Origin of the sequence: Paenibacillus sp. O199 (genome assembly GCF_001636635.1) — a bacterium.
GTDB lineage: Bacteria > Bacillota > Bacilli > Paenibacillales > Paenibacillaceae > Paenibacillus > Paenibacillus marchantiae.
The window spans coordinates 282230-300221 of the sequence record NZ_LGRP01000008.1 but is presented as its reverse complement, the minus strand read 5'-3'; the positions used below and the strand labels follow the sequence as shown (position 1 = coordinate 300221).

The window sequence follows — 17992 nt, the reverse complement described above, 5'->3', positions numbered from 1 at the left end:
AAAAAAAATAGGGATGACTAATGTCACCCCCAAGGATTAAATAGAAGCTTTTACAACAACCTCAGCCATAATTTTGCTGGACTGTTTCTCCACTTCTTTCAGTTTCTTTTCAATTTTTCTAAACTCTTTATTGGGAATTGACTTCATAACTTCATTTGTGATCCCGCTATCACCCAATGAAACAGATAGACCCATCAATTCAGTGATTGTTGTTTTAGGTGGAATTGGAATATCAGTGAATTCCCTAAGTACCATTACATAAATCAATTTGAAGGTCTGCCGTACCATGTCATTGTCTACGTCTGTCATTTTATTTAATTCAATCAGTAGTTCAAGATAATCTGATGCAATTTTCTCAACCTTAGATTCATAGAAAAACGTATCCAATTGAACATCGTACGTATTCCCATGAACATCAATAACTTGAATGTCCTTTTTCTGCTTAATTTCCTTTAGGTTTTCAAGTGTTTCCAGTGTAATTTTATTTGCCATATCATATTCACTCCCGTATAAGTTATCTTCGAATCGAAGCTCCTTTTCAGAGTCGATTAAACACAAAAAAGAAGCACCCATTACAAGGTAACTTCTGTCTTCATCAAATTTAGATTTTATCTAGACTTTACGTCATATAATCGATACATCAATTCAGTAAATGATTGATCTGTTTCATTTGCATATTCAATCAATGCCTTGAGACATTTGTCATATGCACTATTGCTTGTGTAACCTTGCTCAAACTCTTCTATTTCATTCACTCTCAACATTGACAATCTACTGATACTTTCAATTGTGGCTCCAAGTTCATTCCTAATCCAAGTTATAAGCATACCTTGGTTCTCATAAAAATGATCCATATTAACATATCTCAAAACTGTTCCACCTCATTCATAAAGAAAGACGAGGGAAATAAATCCCTCGCTATATGTATTTTTATTTTTACGCTAGTTCTTCTGAATCATAGATTGTCATTGTGTACAATTCTTTGCGGTCAACAGGCTTGAGAATTTCCATTGGAATGTCAAATACAGATGGGTCACCTTCAGCAGCCATATCAAGATTCCAGTTATCTTCCATTTTTGCGTCAAAAATATGAATCTGTGCAGCATAATCCTCTTTATCAATTACGTTTCTAACTAAGCAATCCAATACTACTTCATATGTACCTGCAAATTTATCTGAGGAAACTGTGATCGTCTTAGCTGATGCACCACTCTGAGTTGTGTAATAAGCTACAATCTCGGTGCCATCTGCAAATTCGCCAGCATTAAATGTTAGTTCTTTATCAACAATTGCATATTCCCCTTTACCAGCAGTAGAAGTAGTTGCAACAATAATTTCTTCTTCATGTGTCTGATCAGGATTCAAAGTATATACCGAGTTCAATGTAGCGGAACCAGCCACTGGGGTTGCAGGAGTATACTTGAGTGTAGCTTTATCATTCATTACTTTCATAACATCACGATAAATAATTGGTGTTTGACCTTTCTTAATATCATTACCAGTCATCATAGCGATAACTTCATTGGTAAATACAGCATCTTGCAAAGCAACTTTACCACCACGATTACCCGAAAATCCTACGATCTTATTGTTTCCGGGACCACCTAAAGCATAAGAAATATCGGCGGTGTTCTCAATTCCTGATGTTTTCAGGTTTGTAAGCTGAATCTTTGCTTTCTTTGTTTTCTTATCGTAGAACGTTGCCAATGCAACCTCACGAATTGCCCATACGTTTGGCGTAGACATTTAATAAATCACTCCGTATTTTTATTTGCCCAATGAATATCAGACATTTTAATTTTCTTTCCATCAATTGTTCCTGCATATAAAGCAGAAACTGTGTGATGATAGTTTTCAATGCTATTGGTGGTATTGAATCCATTGTAAATTTGATAGATGTTCATGTTTAAAATGCTATCTAAACTCTGACCATTCTCTTTCCATATCAAGCCTGAAATAATACTATGTAAGTCCATCTTCTCTTTTTTGGGAGGTGCTTTGGATTTATTCTTCTTAATCATGTCAATCAATTTTTGAGCATGTTTATTGGCAGCCTTGTATTCCGGTTCTTTTGATATCTTCACGTTATTTCCTAACGTTATTACGTCCTGAATCAATGCAAAATTAGAATCAGTAATTTCTTCATCTCCAATGAGAATTTTTAAAGTATTCTCTTCAAGATGAAGTCTTGGTTCTTTTCCAAAAAACAACTCCAAAGCTTTAAATGCCACAATTCTATACATCTCATCATGAAAGCAATTGCTCATAAATAAATCAAAATTCGTTATTTGTTCAGACATAGTATCATCTTTGAATAATGACTTATCAATCAGTAGAGTTGATAAATATGTATTGTATTTACTCATACCCATAGAAAAGATATCTCTTATACAAGGAATCTTGACATAGCCCAAACCATCAATGTGAATAGGAAGGTTACCAAGTAAATTGTATTGGATGTCATCATTATTCAATGGACATCACCTCAATTGGAATCGTATAGCTTATACATGACGTACATCCCATGATAGTCAGTGTTTAAACTTACTTCATCGGATTCGCTAAACTCAACCTTACCAATTCCTATTCCTCTGGTTTGATTCATCAACTCATCAATTTTTTGAATGATATAATCAACTCTCATACATCCATAATCAGTACGAAATAAGTCCTGATGGGAAATCACAGTAAATGTGACATATCCACTTTTAAATGATGTTCCCACAGGACGAAATTTACCAAAGGAAATTGTGACATAAGTCTTCTTTTCATCAGATGTCTTAGGGATAAAACGGTGAGGATAGATATGTTTATACACTACATCGTCTACGTTCGGAATTTCCTTATCCAGAAAGTTTGTATCGTTATGTACAACAGCTTTAAGAATCTCTGTGTCAGAAAGTAACCTATCCAATACCTCAAGTCGATCTTTAGATAATTCTGAGAATCTAGACATGGCTACTCCACAATATAGTCACGTACAATCTGATAACTCAAAAATCCGCTTGTTCCAACATCTCGTGTGTCATCAAAAGTTGAAATAACTTTATCAACCTTATCTAGTGTTAGTGGTGTAGTACGATGAACTTCCTCTCCAAGACTGTTACGTGCAACAACTCTATAATACTCGCCATTGGGCTTAAGTTTGCCTAGGGTATATATGATAGTTACGCATTTCAATGCATCTAATGCACTTGTCTTATCTGTGTGCTTTGATTTACTAAAAGAAAGCTTTAGCCTGTTATCAGTTGAGATGGAATACACATAGTCATACGGTGAATCAATAGTCACATCCAAATCAGCATCTACAATCTCTTTTGTAACTAGATTGTTAATGATAACCATATTATCAATACCTGAAGAGTGTTGTTTTGCATATAGAAGTGGACTAAAAATAATCCAATTGTTATTTACTCCTTGAACAAATTGTTCGGCCTTCATTTCACCGAATCTTAGAATTGTATTCAAATGACATCTCCTTTCTAGATTAGTGATTTAACTCTTATATCTTTTTTACCTGTCGAAAGCCCATTAGAATTCTCGACATGCAAAGTAAAACTTCCAAGTTTTCGATTGTTATTACTCTTAATCACACAAGTTCTATTTGCCGAATTCTGTGATTCAATTACAGCTAAATCAGTAGATTTGCCATCTACGGCAGTAATCCAAAATCTAGAAGTGTCTGCTACTTCAGATCCATTATTTCTAAATGTAACTGTGTATGTAGAGGTTCTATTATTGTAAATACTATCTTCACCAATGATTTCAGCGGTGTAATTCGGAGTCAAATCTTCAATGATATTCAAATCGATACTTGCCGAAACACCCTTTCCTGAAACTTGGATGCTACAACTGCCTTTTTGGATACCAAAAACAAGCCCTGTATCAGATACAGTAGCTATTGAATCATCTGAAGAACTGAATAAAAGAGGTATTTCAACCGGAGTTCCATTTTTCGTAGTTTTAACATTGAGTTGTAATGTGTCACCTACCTTAATAGCAAGCATCTCGCCATTCGAAATTGAAATTTCATACTTGGCTAACTTATGGTAATCAGCAATGCCAAGTTCCACATTGTCTGTAGTTGTATTGATTGAGTCTGATTTAAAACTTAAATTCACCAAACCTTGATCACTTACATAATCATTATCAATAACCTTAAAAGCTTCTCCACCTATGATGAATCTGGCATCTCTTTTGAGTTTCACCGTATCTTCATTTTCAGGAAGTACGGTTTGTCGTCTTCCATCTGGAAGAGACAAGGTTTTATCTTCCTCAACCCCAAAGTTTGACCTAGTGTTGAAATAGAACACTGAGGGATATGATTTGATTTCTCCCCCATCATCTATCCACTTTAGATCAATATTACACATCTCCATTTTACTCTTCTGATACATCTGATTGAATTGAGGTTTTAGCATAATAAGATATCTATCATTCTTATGATTAACAATATCCCCGGCATCAAATGAATTTTCATTGCCTAGTATTTGAAGAATGTTATCCTTTGTAGTCTGCTGGATGATAACTTTCAGTTTCTGATTATTGATATCAACTACATATGATTCAGGTGAAATATCAAGTAATTCATTAAACCCATTTTGAGCATATTCATCAAAGTGGTTACGCTCAAAACCTGAATAATAATTTTCGCCATTCATTAAATACCATGGACTCTCGATAATTTCACCTCCTATTCATAGTAGCTGCTTGTTTTAAGTTTGCTTTTCATTTCATTAATCTTGGACTCTTCTTCTGCCAGTTTCATCATTGAAAAACGTTTTGAGTCGCCCATTCCAGTTAGAGAAATATCTTTGCCGACAATATTAGTTAGTTTAACGATCCTGTCAACCTCTCTGCTTAGATAGGATGCATACATCAATCTGCCTAGCAGATTGATTATTGACCTCTCCAAGATTTCGTCAAACTCTTGTGATTCAATATTCCATCCCAATGGATAAAGATCAATCTCAAAATCACCCAAAGCCTGATTGAAGAATTCTTTCACTAATCCTTCTGGTAGTAGTTTTGTAGACTGAAACCTAGAGTAAAAAGAATTCAGTATGTCTTGATATGTTGTCATTTAACACAGCACATCCTTTTATCCTTCAAACTTCAATTCAGTATAATCCTCAATAAAGTTAACTTTTGCACGATCATTGAGTTTGAGTTTAATTGCAGTTTCCATCAATAGAGCCTTTTGAAAAGAATATAGAACCTTCTTCTCAATATTCTCTTTGAAGCTAGAAAAGGTTTTTAGACCAAGAATTCTTTCAATCTCATCTTCTGTTAGAATCTGTTGTTTTTCTTTGTCTTCTTCAGAATCAAATCCAAGATACTCACGCAACTCGTTATCCTCAATATAAACCCTAGCGTTTGAACCTTTTCCGTCATCTCCAGCAAACAATTTATTATCATTGTTAACCTGTGCAATAATCTCAGCAACAGGAACACTTACTGACTTTTTAGCTGCAATTTTAAAATCTCCATTACTTTCAATTCTTTTAACATACAAATCCCAAGTGCAAATATTGGAGACTTTCACTTTTTTATTTTCATCAATAGTCAACCTTATTACCTCCATTAATATAATAAGGAGAACGAAAAACCGTTCTCCTAAATGTAATGTTGTATTACTTAATTACGGGTGCATCAAATCTAGTGTCCGAAAGCATTGCAATCTCATGCTCACGTCCTTCTGCTACGCCTGCGCCGACTTCCATATCAAAGCGAGTAAGTTCTGTTCCTGTTGTAATATCTTGTGCTGTCATAGTAGTGATTCCACCTTTTTTGAAGATTTGAAGTGGAGACACATTTCCTTGAGGAATGACAAACAATAGACCTTCTGGCAGATATGTTTTGAAGTTATCTCCAGATGCATTAAGAGATGTCATATCATATTGGTTGGTCAGTTCTACTACAGGACTTCCATTGTATGTTGAAAGCAATCCAGTTTGACGAATTTCATTCATAACAGACTCCGACAGGAATGTCCGTTTTGCATCTGAAGGATCAGCTTTAAATCCACTGAAATCATTCAATTGAGACACTACCGAATAATCACCTGTAATAGATGTTCGACCAAATCGCCGAACTTTTTTGAGAATATCATTCAGAGCTGTCTCATTAATCCCATCTGCTTCTGAAAAATACTTGATACCTTTAGCATCTTTGATGGCATGATACAATTTGTAGACAATAAAGTATGCATATTTATTCAGCATATCTACTTCTACCTGTTGCATACCTTCGCTAATCTTATCTAGATTCCCGCTTGCAACTTCACGATAGTTAACAGCAAAACCTGAACTAATCGTTTGAGTGTTGATAGGGTACTCTCTCCATTCAGTTGCTCCAAAAGTTACATCACCTTGAGAAGCCTGAAAGTTACTTTTGATTCCAGTGTGCTTATAAGTACGCATCATAGCTTGTTCATCGTAGCCAATGTTCCTAAATGTACCTACGAAGTTTGCCAACTGAATCATTTCTTGAAGCTTAGGTTCCAATACATATCGAACAATTGTATTAATTTCTGCCTTAGCGCCCAAATTTCCCATCTGAGCTTGACTTCCCAACTCCTTGAGTCGTGAATGAACCATATCTACATGCCTTGCATTAAACCGTGAAGTTTCTTCGCCATTTCGCATTGCATTGAAAATCTCTACGATAGGAGACGTTTCTCGCATTGAAAAATTAAAATCACTCGATTTGCTCGTTACTTTTGCTGAATTAAACTCATAAAAATTTTTCATTAATATTTTTACCCCTTAATATGTATAATTATTTTACTACTACTTTTCCATGGAATCCTTTATCCCCATATGTAGTTTTCTCTAGAATCTGAATTCGTACGTTGTAATCCGTGTCTGTCGATACCTTCCATTTACCTTTATGGTCTGGATCTGTGGCATCATCACATGGAACGAGATAACTGTTGAGAGCAACAGAAGCATAATCATTTTTTACGATATCGTAGGAGAAGTCGCAAAGTTTATCAGCCAAATCTGTCAATTTAAACGCTCGAATATGCTCGTCTTTAGCAATGTAGAAATCGCTAGAATTACGAATCTCTGGTTTATCAATAATGTTCATTGCTACATAAACATCTTTAGATTGTGCAATAGTTGGTGTAGCTGGTGTAGGTGAAAGTCCAGTGACATCATCAGGAATAACAACATACCCATTCTTTGTGTCGATTACCGCTTTTGTGCGTGGATTGTTGCCGACTTGCTTAAACGCACCGATTGTTCCAAACTTAAACATTTATAATTTCCTCCTAATTAGTAGATGTCAGAATAATCTGTGTCATCTTTTTTATTTACTTCGTACATGTCACTATAGATATTAGAATGACTGTTCACTTCTACATCTGTCTTACTGTTACGAGATTCAATAATCTTATTAGCAATAAATGAATTGATCTCATTCAAGATAGATTGAACGCCTTCTTGAGTAGGTTTAGAGTTAAACTCTGTGATTTTTTCTTTGGCTGCATCCTGTTCTTCTTGAGAATAAGATTTAAGTTTACTATTCAGTTCGGCAACGAGATTTTTATTCTCTGCATCCTCTTTATATTTTGTTAGAGTTTGAATTGTCGCTTTGGCATCCTCAAGCTTCTGATTTAGCTCAGCAATTTTTTGTTGTGTTTCTTCATCCATTTTTTCTTTCTCCTTCTTATTGACATAATGGTTTAGTTCTAATAATACCGCACTATCATCACTAGGCTTTATTCCAAGAATTGCATCGCCTGTGTAGTCATAAATCATAGGAACCCTACCTTTTGGTATATCTCCAGATTCATAAACTATTTTTGGATGACCATCAGATGTTTTTCCGCAGATTTCAACAGAAGTTTCAGGGAAATCATCATCATACATTTTTGCCTTTAACCATGATACAAAGTTTGGATATCTCTGATCATAAATGTAGCCTTCAGCAATCAATGCCTTGATGGTTCTTCCATTGACTTCAATGGTGTCAATCCATCCATTCTCTGTAACACCTACAACTTGACTATTTTCGAATTTGACTTCTTTATCAGTGACATCAGTCATTCCGTGTCCGAATGGCTCTGATTTGTCATAATCTAAAAACTCGACACAAATAGGCATACCTCTAACAGAATCAATATTGTTCAACACATATTGCTCTTTCCAAGTGATGCCGTTCAAATTGTACTGACTGGTATCAGGGTGAATTTCATGAACAACCCATTTAATATATGTACGTCCTGTTACTTTATCTTTTGTATTTAATTCAATAATAGCCTTGTAACTCAATTATTCACCTCCTTTGGGTGAAGGATTGTTATTAGCGTTATTTGATTTTGTCTTAATAGTATTTTCGTTTGTTGGATTATCTTCAGATGGTTTTTTATCTTCCGTTGAGGATTGAGTATATGAGGTTTGATGTACGGGGTATTTTTCTTCGAAGCCTTCTTCAAGTTCTTCGTCCATTAGACCAATATAAGAATCTAAATTAAAGCCAGCGGCAACAACCCAAGCTTTAAAGGAACCTTTACCATTCGTGTAAAGTTCTCTGGCTGTATTCTTAACTTTTTCTCTATTGTGATGAGTAATATCAAGATAATCTATGTATATCTTACATTCTCTGTCTTTAACAATGTTGGCATTAATAACTTTATTAAACTCACGTTCAATTTGACTAAGCCAAGTGAATAGTTCAGAAGCAATCAAATTCAGGTTGTTTTCTTGACTTGAGAAGTTTGAACCTTCACCTGTTAAAAGCGAACTGGCTACACCTAAATTGTTAGAAATTTTCTTCATTAAGTCGTCATCTTTAATTGCAGTAAGTATACTGTGATCAATTTTCAACTGTTTCAATTCTGTTCCTGCTGCAACGGAAATAAAGCCTATACCGCTTGTTCGTTTCCTGTCAAACAATGAAGAGCGAATGTGATCATGTTGTCCCACTTGCTGTTTAGATGAAAGGCTTGAAATTCCCTTCTCTTTACCTTCAGGATATGTCTGATAGATGATTGCACCATTGGACTCTTCGAGGGTGTTACGTTTAACAGCCACATAATCCTGCTCAAAACAGATATCAACAAACGCCCCTAAGCCAATTGGCCTTCCCCATCTTTCAGATAAATCTGCTCTAACCTTGAGCGCTATTGTTTTCGAACTATCTAAAGCAAACCAGTTTTTACTCTTGTCTGAAGTGTACTTTTTGTACTTTTCTCTAATTTCTTTGGGGAACCCTTTCAATTTATGAGAAAGTCCATTAGATAAGAATTGATCAAAATATCTCATGTCGAACGCAACTACAAATGAAGAGTTTTCAATAGACGCAATACGACAGTAGTCTGTTGGTAAACTTATTACAGCACAGTTCATTTCTGCGCTATTGATTTCTGTTAATTGGTCCAATTCATAATCAGAAAACGAGCCTTTTAATTGAGTGGGCGAATCGGTTTCAAAGTATCCAAAATACACCCCATCTTTTGCAAGCTTTCTTAAAATGTCTCTTGTTAGTCCTATATGATCAATTTTTTCAAGAGACTCTTCGAATTTTTGTTTATTCAATTTATAGTTCCTGTGTCGTGTATTTTTACCATAAACAATTTTGTCTAAGGTTGGCATTGCAGTAATGTAATCCACCACTCGACCATATGCACCACAACTATTGTACAAGGTATCTGACAAATCTCTAATCTCTTTATTGTATGCTTGATGATTTCTCATCCAAGTATTTAAAGCATCAATTGATGCTCTGAATTGTCTCTTTCCCGTATCAATCCAGTCGATGGAATACATTGAATTAAATTCATAACTCTTCTCTGATTCAGTCAGTTAACTCACTCCTTTCACTAGTTATATAAAAACACAAACTCGTAATCAGAATCTGTGTCATTAGAGAATCTTTCTCTCTCCATCTCATCAGCGTAGTAGTTCGCAAATGCTGCACTAGAATATCTGTCTTTTCGATTTGATCCAGTCTCGGACAACTTCACAAATCCGTTTCTAATCTCAGACTCCAAACTCACAGACTCATTGATTAACATTGAAGTCTGATAATATGGATAGAGCAATTTAGCCTGTTCTTCTGTGGTTTTATTTTCGAAATCATATTTTTCTTCTAAGAATTCTTTACCGTGTATTTCATTAACCATTAGTTGAAGTTTCTTTTTTTCTAGTGCGCTTCTAAAACTCACATGTATCTCATGGTTTAACTGAAGTGTGGGTTTCAATGAATAGACAAGTTGCAATGCATTTTTATCAAGTGCTCTATCTCTCATCTCTTCATTATTCATGGCGCTCCATGCTGGATATTCAACATCTCGTTCTTCATCGTAGAGTGATCTTGCGCAGTCATCATACAGTGACAATCCATTACCATGAGTATCTATGATTACATAGTCTGCTTCAAAATCTTCATACAATCGCTTCAAGCGAATAGCTTGCACCTGAGAGTGTTGTCCATTTATTGATTCTATGTATACAATTTGTCGTTCATAATAAGAATCTTTAGGAATTAGACGGTAACAAGTAAAGATTGTATTATCGTTTTCGTTGCCGCCCATCATTGCTACGTCAACACCAATAAGTCTTACCTCGTCTTTGGCTCTCTTGTAAAGAACTCGTTTATTGCTTACATAATCTTCTGTTGTCGTTGGATAGAATGGCTTAACCTTTGAAGTTCTACACTCCTCAAAATCGTTAATTTTGAAGTACGCCTTCTCCGATTCTCCAAAGAATATACAATCCATCTCCATTAGCCATTTTACAGGATCAAAGTCATCTTCCTGTTTCTCTTCGTCAACCGCAGATTGCAGATATAGTCCTTCATCAACAGACAATTGATAAGGCAATCCACATACAAAATAGCTCTTACCTTTCAACATAGCTGTTTGAAATGCTTTGGCTCTATCCCACGACCAATGATTCTTATACCATGCAGAACTTATGTAAATTTCCTTATTTTCTTCTTGTAGGTGTTGATACTTTGGATTCTCCAAATACTTCGGTTGTCTGGGTGTTGCCTTGAACTTTCTAAGAACCGTATTAAGGATATCTTTTTTTATCATTCGAAATTCTTCAAGGATTAGAATGTTTGCACGATATCCCCTAGAGTTATCATTTGATGTTACTGCTTCTATTGTAGATCCATTATGGAAATAAACTTTAGTTTCATCTTTACCACTATTGATAAGTCTGATTTCTCTGTTTAAGTTAGGACTAGAATTTCTCATTTTTACTATGTATGATTTTATGATTAGGCTTGCCTGTCCCTTTGTACCAGAACCAATTACTACCTGAGTACCGGGATACAATATACATCTGACACAGGCGTAGAGAGAAATAATCCAAGACTTCCCTTGTCCCCTTGCTGCAAGATACATAAAGTATGTAGAAGCGTTCATCATATAGAATAAGATGAATTGGAATAATTTCAACCTTATACCCAAGTAATCTAGAACGAATCTGTGTGGATTCTCTCTATAAAATGAAGCCCATAGTTTGACTTTCTCTTTTGTGACTTCGGATTTATTACTTCGTTTATTTTTTCTCATTCTTTACTCTTCACATCTTTCAGCCCAAACAATTTAGCAAAATGATTGATAAAGTATTTGTTAAGATATTTCTTTACTTTGTCAACGTCCTTAAACTCTTCTAACGGTTCGGGAATAGGTTCTTCGTCTTCAATCTTTTTAATCCAAGCACCAAAAATCTCTTCAGATTGATTTGTGTTGCTCTTTTGAGTAGGCTTTATGTTAGCGTCATTCATCAATTTACTTAATGTACTAATCAGATCTGTATACTCTTTTGTATTTGTTGAGTGATTAGCCTTCATTTGAGTTACTGCAATCTGTTTCAATAACGTTTCTTGTATTAAACTTTCTGATTCGTACCCATCTGTAAGATTAGAGAATAGATATTCCAACTCATCAATCTCTTCATCTGAGTAACCACGCCAAAATCTTCTTGCATCTTCTTCAATCTCAAATGTTGTAACAGAGTGTTGAATTTTTTCAGTCTCAAACTCACTCTCCATAAATGTTTTATGTCCATTGTTCAAAGAAGATACGTGTCGTACATACCTACCCCAATCAGAATTACTCTTTACCCATTGCTCATAAATCCATGGGCGATTAAGATGTTGCAGAATTTCTTTCACACGACTAATATATTTCTCATTATCTTTTTCTCCGAGGTAGTCACCAATACATGTCTTGCAAAGAGGATAGTATTTAGTACCAACTAACTGGTTGTTGTGCTCATAATACGTTTTTGTGCTTACTGTCCATGGCTTCCTGCAACTGATGCATGTCATTTTTATAGGATTTAATTTATCTTCTTGTTCTCTCATTATAGGATCACCTTTTCTTCAGTAATGATTCTATTGTTAGGTCAGTGTTCAGTAGAAAACATTCAACTAACAATAGAAATAAGGTGAGCCAACTATTCTTGGAGGAGAGATAGTTGGCTCGATGTTTGAGTAAATCTAAAGCAATTATTGATACATGTCTAAAATTAACAAAAGATCCGCTATGCTAGGCGGGTTGTTACTAATTGCAAAATTCATGAATAAAAAAGGTAGGGAATATTACTCATGCTTTGTTTTTTTGTAAAGTAGCCTTTCTTATTCCCTTAAACACCATTAAGGAAAAGCTGAAAAACCGTTGATACATAAGGGTTTCGTGTGTTATTTTATTATTTTTAGTGGTTAAAAGTAGCCTTAAACCCTTATGTATCAAGCGTTACAGAGTTTTTAAGAAGCGTTCTTATTTTTATTGTTGAATCGTTCTTTTCTTGCTTTTGCCTTCTCTCTTTTTATAATGTCTGAACAATCAGTGCAGTATAGACTTTTTTTTCCTCTAAGTTCTGTTCGTTCACCACATCGTTCACATTGTACCGAGATATCCTTAATATTCTTTTTGATGTTTTCAAGTATTTCAGTTCCAAAGCACGACCACAATGTTGTTTTATAGCTGCTTTGCTTGTGTTCATATAAATATTCAACTAACACATCCACTATGTATTCCGCATCTAGACCAACACTAATGATTTCATTTCTAATGATTTGGTATATTGGTAGGTTATCCCCTGTCCAATCTCCATTTGCTTGATCGGAATCCATTTTATACTTCTTTAAATCTCTTTCGGTGTAAACCTTGATGATTTCATCTCGTAAAGCATTTTCTTTATGTATTTTTCCACTTGTAAGAACTTTGTAGTTAAACCTACCTAAATCTGTGGCCTTGAAGTTTAATCGTGTAGTTGGAATTACATGATCAAGCATATTTACAATACTTCCATTTTTCAATTGTACTTCATTTACTTTCTTATCTTTTGCATACTTAAAGAAATGAGGAACTTTTTGATTCGTGATTTCCTTCTTCCTTTTGTCAATTTCATCTGGAATAGTTGGCATGTATAGCGTTTTAGCGTAATCAATAACAAAATTATTCTCACAAACAAGAATCTTAATCATATCTATATCTACTTTCTCACTATTCCAAACCTTAGATATGTTATTGCTTGTCTTTCCAATGTTCCCATTCTTGTAAGCTGCTTCAAGTCCCCTATATATCGTTCTACTATTTAAAAGCTCTGGCTCTGCCTTTTTCATTTCATAATATAATGGTACAACACCTTTCATATTTCGTTCCGCAATCTCAACAATTAATTCATCACGACAGACCAATGATTTATCTCCATCAACATCAAATTGAAGAAGTTTACTGATTGGATCATGGCAACTTGTGTACGCACTCTTAGTGATAAACCAGCGTGTCATTTCTTTCTCAATTTTATTAATACGAACTGCATGTTCTCGATACAAGTGAGGACTTCTTAGACAGTCTAGTTTAGTTTTGTCCCCGTAGATTGAACAAAATACTTCCCCATTTTGAAGCAGCCCTTTGGGATTCTTATCCCCTAAAATTAGAAATTCGCAGAATGCATATAGATCAGGTGAGATAAACGTATACTTACCATCTATGTGTAATTTTCCTCCCTTTGCTTTCTGAATGATACTCTTTTTAACTTTTTTTAGAGTCTCTTTACTATGTACGTCTTTGAGTAGTTCAGGATAAATCTCTAGTGCTTGCTGATAGTTATTCTTATTTGTATTTTGGTTTGTAACTCCTAGAACCTCTAACATTGTATCCTTATCAGAGCCAATCGATTTAATTTTATCGACAGTCTTTTTGCTTATGCTAATCAATTCTTCTTCAGTCATATCAGTCAAGGTCTGGAGCATTTGATAATTTAGTTTAGCATTCTTAGGGTGATCTTCTTCTAAATTACAGATTCCAACTTGACAGTTGTACATCTTAAACTTCGTCTTGTAATCATCCCAACTTTTATAATACTTCCAATTCTTAAATTGACTCTTGGTTAAAATCATTTCTATTCCATCTTTTAAAAGATGATACTCTTTACCATAGATGTCTTTTACCTTACCATATAGACCCGATCCAATTTCTCTATTCTTTTCTCGAATAAATTTATCAAATGGGAATGGCACAATCAATCCTTTCATCCATGGAGCACGAAACATGAACGCTTTCCGGCTGACTTTGGGTAGCATCATCCCACAACCATCAGTATGTTCAATTGGAACATCCATATATTTACGCTCAATTTCAAATGTTTCGTGGTCAATATAGTCTACTTCACAATTAACGAGAGATGCGAAATCATCTACTACAATTACTTTGTCAATATCAAAACCTTTCCATTCGTCCGTAGCTGAGTTTGATAAAGCAAGATATGCAAGGTACTTGTTAACATTAATCCCGCCAATTTTGTTGATATCTTCCCAAAGCAAACCACACATTAAGCTGTTCTGGTGCAGTTTATACAAATCTTCTCTAATAAAGACAGTTTTTTTTGCTCGGATCTGACCAGCAGATGCGGTGTAGCATATGTATTTTTTGTCTTGATACATAAACCCATTCTCAATTAAACTGTCCAACACTTCAAAGTATTTTGTCTCCACGATGATTATATCTTTTGAGATTTCTTTTTGATTTAAACCTAAAGTCCTTGTCAGAACAGAATCAAATACACTAATCAAATTGTAATCTTTTATAGCATCATCTCTCAATACTCTCGTCGAAGAGTTCATCGCTAGTTTTTGTTTGAATTGTTTTTTTAAAACTTCTTTCATTTTCTTATAATATGTAAGATTTTTCGAGATTTCTTTATAATCATATTCATCTATGTAGTAATGATAAATGTACTTTTTAGGTTTATATCCGCTTTTAAGTGACTTATTCATATCTTGCTCAAGACTATTTAAAAATTTGAACTGATCCTCTCTAGACATTTCATAGAATTCTTTTTGTGATTCTAATTGCGTGATAAGTTGTCTGAGCTGTCCCATCCCACCTGAAATATTCTTCTCTTCTTTATTATAGAAATCTTTAGTGTCAAAAGAGTAAATCATGAACTGTTTATCAAGACTAATAATTAAAACCTCCAGTATTATTTTATATAGTAAAAATTAAATCTAAATGACAGACACAACGTAAGTTGTGGATGAAGGTGAGCGACAGCCATGGAGTGAAACGGAATGGATCTCGCCACCTATTACTGAGTGGATAATTCAATTAGTAAATCAGGAAACGATACCATCTCGATAAAAACCACTTCGCTATCGCTCGTAATCGGTATTTACCGACCTATCGCGTTTCCTCTTGGCTACGCCAATTCACCTTCCGATTCAGTTGTGTTAAAATTTATCCAATAAATTAACTCATGTAATGTATCAGATGTTCAAGAAACATTGATGTATCAACACTTTCTCATTTCTATATTGTGCTAGTTTTCTTTATTATAATAAGAATAATTCCAATAAAATAACTCACAAAACAGTCATAAATCCTTATGTATCAAGGGATTTTTTGATTAGACCATTTAAAAAATTTGATCAATTAACTGAAAACTTTGCTATTAACCAGTACGACTTTTTATAGTTGGGATTGTTGCTTCCGTCCCCTAAGACTCTTCTTTGATCAATATTCTTATCCTTAATTGTATATGGAAGACAGTTATCATAAAAATATGTATTAAACGAGTTACAGCTTTTTTGAAGCCTACTTCTCCCATCAGTTAAATTAATTTTTTTTGCTAACTTCATCTGTTCTTCTTTATAGAGTCTATGACCAATGCGCTCATCCAAATAATCTTCTAATGTAGCCTTCTCATACTTTTCATCCAACATAATAAAATTCTCCTTTTGTAATTTTGTTTTTATGTGATTTAGATATCCATCCTGATTTTCTAGTAATAGCTCCAAGTTCTTCTTATCTGAACATTCTTTGAAAAACCTCAACTCATTAACAGCTTTATCATATCCTGTTTTATCTTTGTTTAATTTATCGTATACCAAAGGATTGCTATAATATCTAGGGTATTTCTCTATGTATTTCATTGATCCATTTTCCAATAAATATTGAGTTGGGTTTATGATCTGATTTTTAGCTTTTATTTTTTGACCAATCTCTTTATCGGTAATATTCTTAATTACTACAGTAACTTTGTCTTTTGTATCAATGATACGTTTTCTACCTAAACACTGAATAAGCACATCAACATCTTGAATATCACATACTATGTATTTTAATTGTTGATCACGTAGATTAATTCCGTTGTCCAGCGTAGAAGTGGTAAATAGATATTTCTCATTAAAAGTTTCTTCTGTAAGCATCAATCTAATTTGATCTTTGTTGATATACTTTTTGAACTCTGCATTTCCTTCTGCACAAACGAACATTGAGTCTTCAAAGCGCTTATGTAGTTCATATGCTTTAGTTGCCTGTGTAAAGAAGGCAATCGCTTTATAACCTTTTCGAACTTTGCTCAGATATTTTTCCAATACTTTTTCATCTCTATAGAATAGTAATTCTTTAATGTGACTGTAATCATGAGGAACATAATAACTTCTATACTCTATATCTTTAAATTTGAAAAAGTCTATCGTGATATCTGCTGTAGCTGACATGAAAATTCTTGTTTTGTTCGAATGTGACATTATCAGTTTAAACGAATCTTCGGTTCTTGAATTGTAAATTGACTCAGTAAGGAAGTAATGAAACTCATCACACACAATATATCCATATTCATCTTTCAGCGTAGCGTTATTCTCTCTGCCTAGCCTATTCTCAACTTTCTGATAAGTGAAGATGTCAATTATATCGCTCTTACCATCTTTCTGTATTTCTTCATTAAACTGATCCTTGAGTCGTGTGCGATTAAGTAGAAAAAGTATCTTCGTTCCCTCACGCTTTGCCTTCTCATATAAAGTGTTCTTGATGAAGTATGACTTACCTACTCCTGTACCAGCTTCAATCGTGACAATCTCGCCTTGCTGCCATTGTTCAACTTCGTTACCTATAATGTCTGTTACTGTGAGCTTCTTTTTGCGAGCAATAACTTTATCCTCCTTTTTGTATTCGGTATGATCACCGTAACCCCATTATAAGTAATAAAATAACATATGTCAATCTGTATTTTTATTCTTATATAAAGGAAGAGAAAATTCCAGTCGTAAATTGAGGTTAAAAGTGCAAGAAACCAAGCCAATAAAGGATATATGGATAAAATGAGGTGAGTAGAGTCGTGAAAGGGCTGTTATATCAATGTTTTTGAGCTGTTTTAGTGCAATTTTAGGGGAAAATGAGTGAAATTTGGTGATAATCAGAGTGGAAAAAGTGTTGATATATAAGGAGTTTAGCGACTGGAATTGCGACTGGAGTGAGGTAAAACTAGGGCAAATTTGAGGTGATGAATAATTCTGAGTCTCGGAGTGGAAGTGCTAGAGGATATTCTGGAAATTTTGACACCTTTTTGGATTTTTAATACCCCCCTACCCTGTTTCTAAAGTGCACATAAGATACCTTGTATAGTCTTTAGAGTGTATTGGATGGGCATAGACATACTGTGAGCTGAACCACATTAATGATCCAGAATCTATTTTAAAATTGGAAAATAATTGGCAGGTAATCGAAATTTTGAAGCTG

17 protein-coding genes are annotated in these 17992 nt (G+C 34.3%); all 17 read right to left on the bottom strand.

All coding sequences use genetic code 11. From position 1 onward, the window contains the following. Window positions 1–36 precede the first annotated feature (36 nt). Complete coding sequence (locus A6049_RS15300; RefSeq protein ID WP_145921928.1) at window positions 37–492, bottom strand: hypothetical protein; 456 nt, start codon at window positions 490–492, stop codon at window positions 37–39. A gap of 116 nt (window positions 493–608) precedes the next feature. Beyond that, window positions 609–869 carry a hypothetical protein gene (locus tag A6049_RS15295; protein WP_063565476.1) on the bottom strand — a complete coding sequence of 87 codons (261 nt, stop codon included), beginning with the start codon at window positions 867–869 and terminating at the stop codon, window positions 609–611. Between the two features lie 67 nt (window positions 870–936). Continuing rightward, window positions 937–1746 (bottom strand): hypothetical protein, encoded by an 810-nt coding sequence (locus A6049_RS15290; protein ID WP_063565475.1) that lies wholly within the window; start codon window positions 1744–1746, stop codon window positions 937–939. An 8-nt stretch (window positions 1747–1754) separates the two neighbouring features. Beyond that, complete coding sequence (locus A6049_RS15285) at window positions 1755–2474, bottom strand: polysaccharide deacetylase family protein (protein ID WP_145921927.1); 720 nt, start codon at window positions 2472–2474, stop codon at window positions 1755–1757. A gap of 11 nt (window positions 2475–2485) precedes the next feature. Then, window positions 2486–2956 (bottom strand): hypothetical protein, encoded by a 471-nt coding sequence (locus A6049_RS15280; RefSeq protein WP_063565473.1) that lies wholly within the window; start codon window positions 2954–2956, stop codon window positions 2486–2488. A gap of 2 nt (window positions 2957–2958) precedes the next feature. After that, entirely contained in the window at window positions 2959–3468 is a 510-nt protein-coding gene (locus A6049_RS15275) for a hypothetical protein (RefSeq protein WP_095206112.1), read from the bottom strand. A gap of 14 nt (window positions 3469–3482) precedes the next feature. Further along, the gene (locus A6049_RS15270) at window positions 3483–4661 is read right to left on the bottom strand and encodes an Ig-like domain-containing protein (protein WP_063565472.1); all 1179 of its coding nucleotides are present in this window, start codon (window positions 4659–4661) and stop codon (window positions 3483–3485) included. Between the two features lie 32 nt (window positions 4662–4693). Continuing rightward, on the bottom strand, window positions 4694–5083 hold the full coding sequence (locus A6049_RS15265; RefSeq protein ID WP_063565471.1) for a hypothetical protein: 390 nt from the start codon (window positions 5081–5083) through the stop codon (window positions 4694–4696). Between the two features lie 18 nt (window positions 5084–5101). After that, complete coding sequence (locus tag A6049_RS15260) at window positions 5102–5569, bottom strand: hypothetical protein (protein WP_063565470.1); 468 nt, start codon at window positions 5567–5569, stop codon at window positions 5102–5104. 64 nt (window positions 5570–5633) lie between these two features. Beyond that, window positions 5634–6752 (bottom strand): hypothetical protein, encoded by a 1119-nt coding sequence (locus tag A6049_RS15255; protein ID WP_063565469.1) that lies wholly within the window; start codon window positions 6750–6752, stop codon window positions 5634–5636. Window positions 6753–6780: 28 nt separating this feature from the next. Further along, window positions 6781–7263 carry a hypothetical protein gene (locus tag A6049_RS15250; RefSeq protein ID WP_063565468.1) on the bottom strand — a complete coding sequence of 161 codons (483 nt, stop codon included), beginning with the start codon at window positions 7261–7263 and terminating at the stop codon, window positions 6781–6783. A gap of 17 nt (window positions 7264–7280) precedes the next feature. After that, a complete protein-coding gene (locus A6049_RS15245; RefSeq protein ID WP_063565467.1) occupies window positions 7281–8279 on the bottom strand; it encodes a hypothetical protein in 999 nt (332 codons plus the stop codon). Next, a complete protein-coding gene (locus A6049_RS15240) occupies window positions 8280–9776 on the bottom strand; it encodes a phage portal family protein (protein WP_095206111.1) in 1497 nt (498 codons plus the stop codon). A gap of 53 nt (window positions 9777–9829) precedes the next feature. Continuing rightward, complete coding sequence (locus A6049_RS15235) at window positions 9830–11533, bottom strand: terminase large subunit domain-containing protein (RefSeq protein ID WP_063565465.1); 1704 nt, start codon at window positions 11531–11533, stop codon at window positions 9830–9832. Beyond that, window positions 11530–12330: a hypothetical protein gene (locus tag A6049_RS15230; protein ID WP_063565464.1), complete on the bottom strand. Its 801-nt coding sequence runs from the start codon at window positions 12328–12330 to the stop codon at window positions 11530–11532. Before A6049_RS15230 ends, A6049_RS15235 begins: the two co-directional genes overlap by 4 nt. A 402-nt stretch (window positions 12331–12732) precedes the next feature. Then, complete coding sequence (locus A6049_RS15225; RefSeq protein ID WP_063565463.1) at window positions 12733–15417, bottom strand: hypothetical protein; 2685 nt, start codon at window positions 15415–15417, stop codon at window positions 12733–12735. A 483-nt stretch (window positions 15418–15900) separates the two neighbouring features. Next, a complete protein-coding gene (locus A6049_RS15220; RefSeq protein ID WP_342671828.1) occupies window positions 15901–17367 on the bottom strand; it encodes a DEAD/DEAH box helicase family protein in 1467 nt (488 codons plus the stop codon). Window positions 17368–17992: the final 625 nt, after the last annotated feature.

Bases quoted from the DNA above. Each gene is read 5' to 3' on its own strand.
- A6049_RS15300 (WP_145921928.1), bottom strand. From the start codon at position 492: ATGGCAAATAAAATTACACTGGAAACACTTGAAAACCTAAAGGAAATT.
- A6049_RS15290 (WP_063565475.1), bottom strand. From the start codon at position 1,746: ATGTCTACGCCAAACGTATGGGCAATTCGTGAGGTTGCATTGGCAACG.
- A6049_RS15280 (WP_063565473.1), bottom strand. From the start codon at position 2,956: ATGTCTAGATTCTCAGAATTATCTAAAGATCGACTTGAGGTATTGGAT.
- A6049_RS15270 (WP_063565472.1), bottom strand. From the start codon at position 4,661: ATGAATGGCGAAAATTATTATTCAGGTTTTGAGCGTAACCACTTTGAT.
- A6049_RS15265 (WP_063565471.1), bottom strand. From the start codon at position 5,083: ATGACAACATATCAAGACATACTGAATTCTTTTTACTCTAGGTTTCAG.
- A6049_RS15255 (WP_063565469.1), bottom strand. From the start codon at position 6,752: ATGAAAAATTTTTATGAGTTTAATTCAGCAAAAGTAACGAGCAAATCG.
- A6049_RS15250 (WP_063565468.1), bottom strand. From the start codon at position 7,263: ATGTTTAAGTTTGGAACAATCGGTGCGTTTAAGCAAGTCGGCAACAAT.
- A6049_RS15240 (WP_095206111.1), bottom strand. From the start codon at position 9,776: ATGTATTCCATCGACTGGATTGATACGGGAAAGAGACAATTCAGAGCA.
- A6049_RS15235 (WP_063565465.1), bottom strand. From the start codon at position 11,533: ATGAGAAAAAATAAACGAAGTAATAAATCCGAAGTCACAAAAGAGAAA.
- A6049_RS15230 (WP_063565464.1), bottom strand. From the start codon at position 12,330: ATGAGAGAACAAGAAGATAAATTAAATCCTATAAAAATGACATGCATC.
- A6049_RS15225 (WP_063565463.1), bottom strand. From the start codon at position 15,417: ATGATTTACTCTTTTGACACTAAAGATTTCTATAATAAAGAAGAGAAG.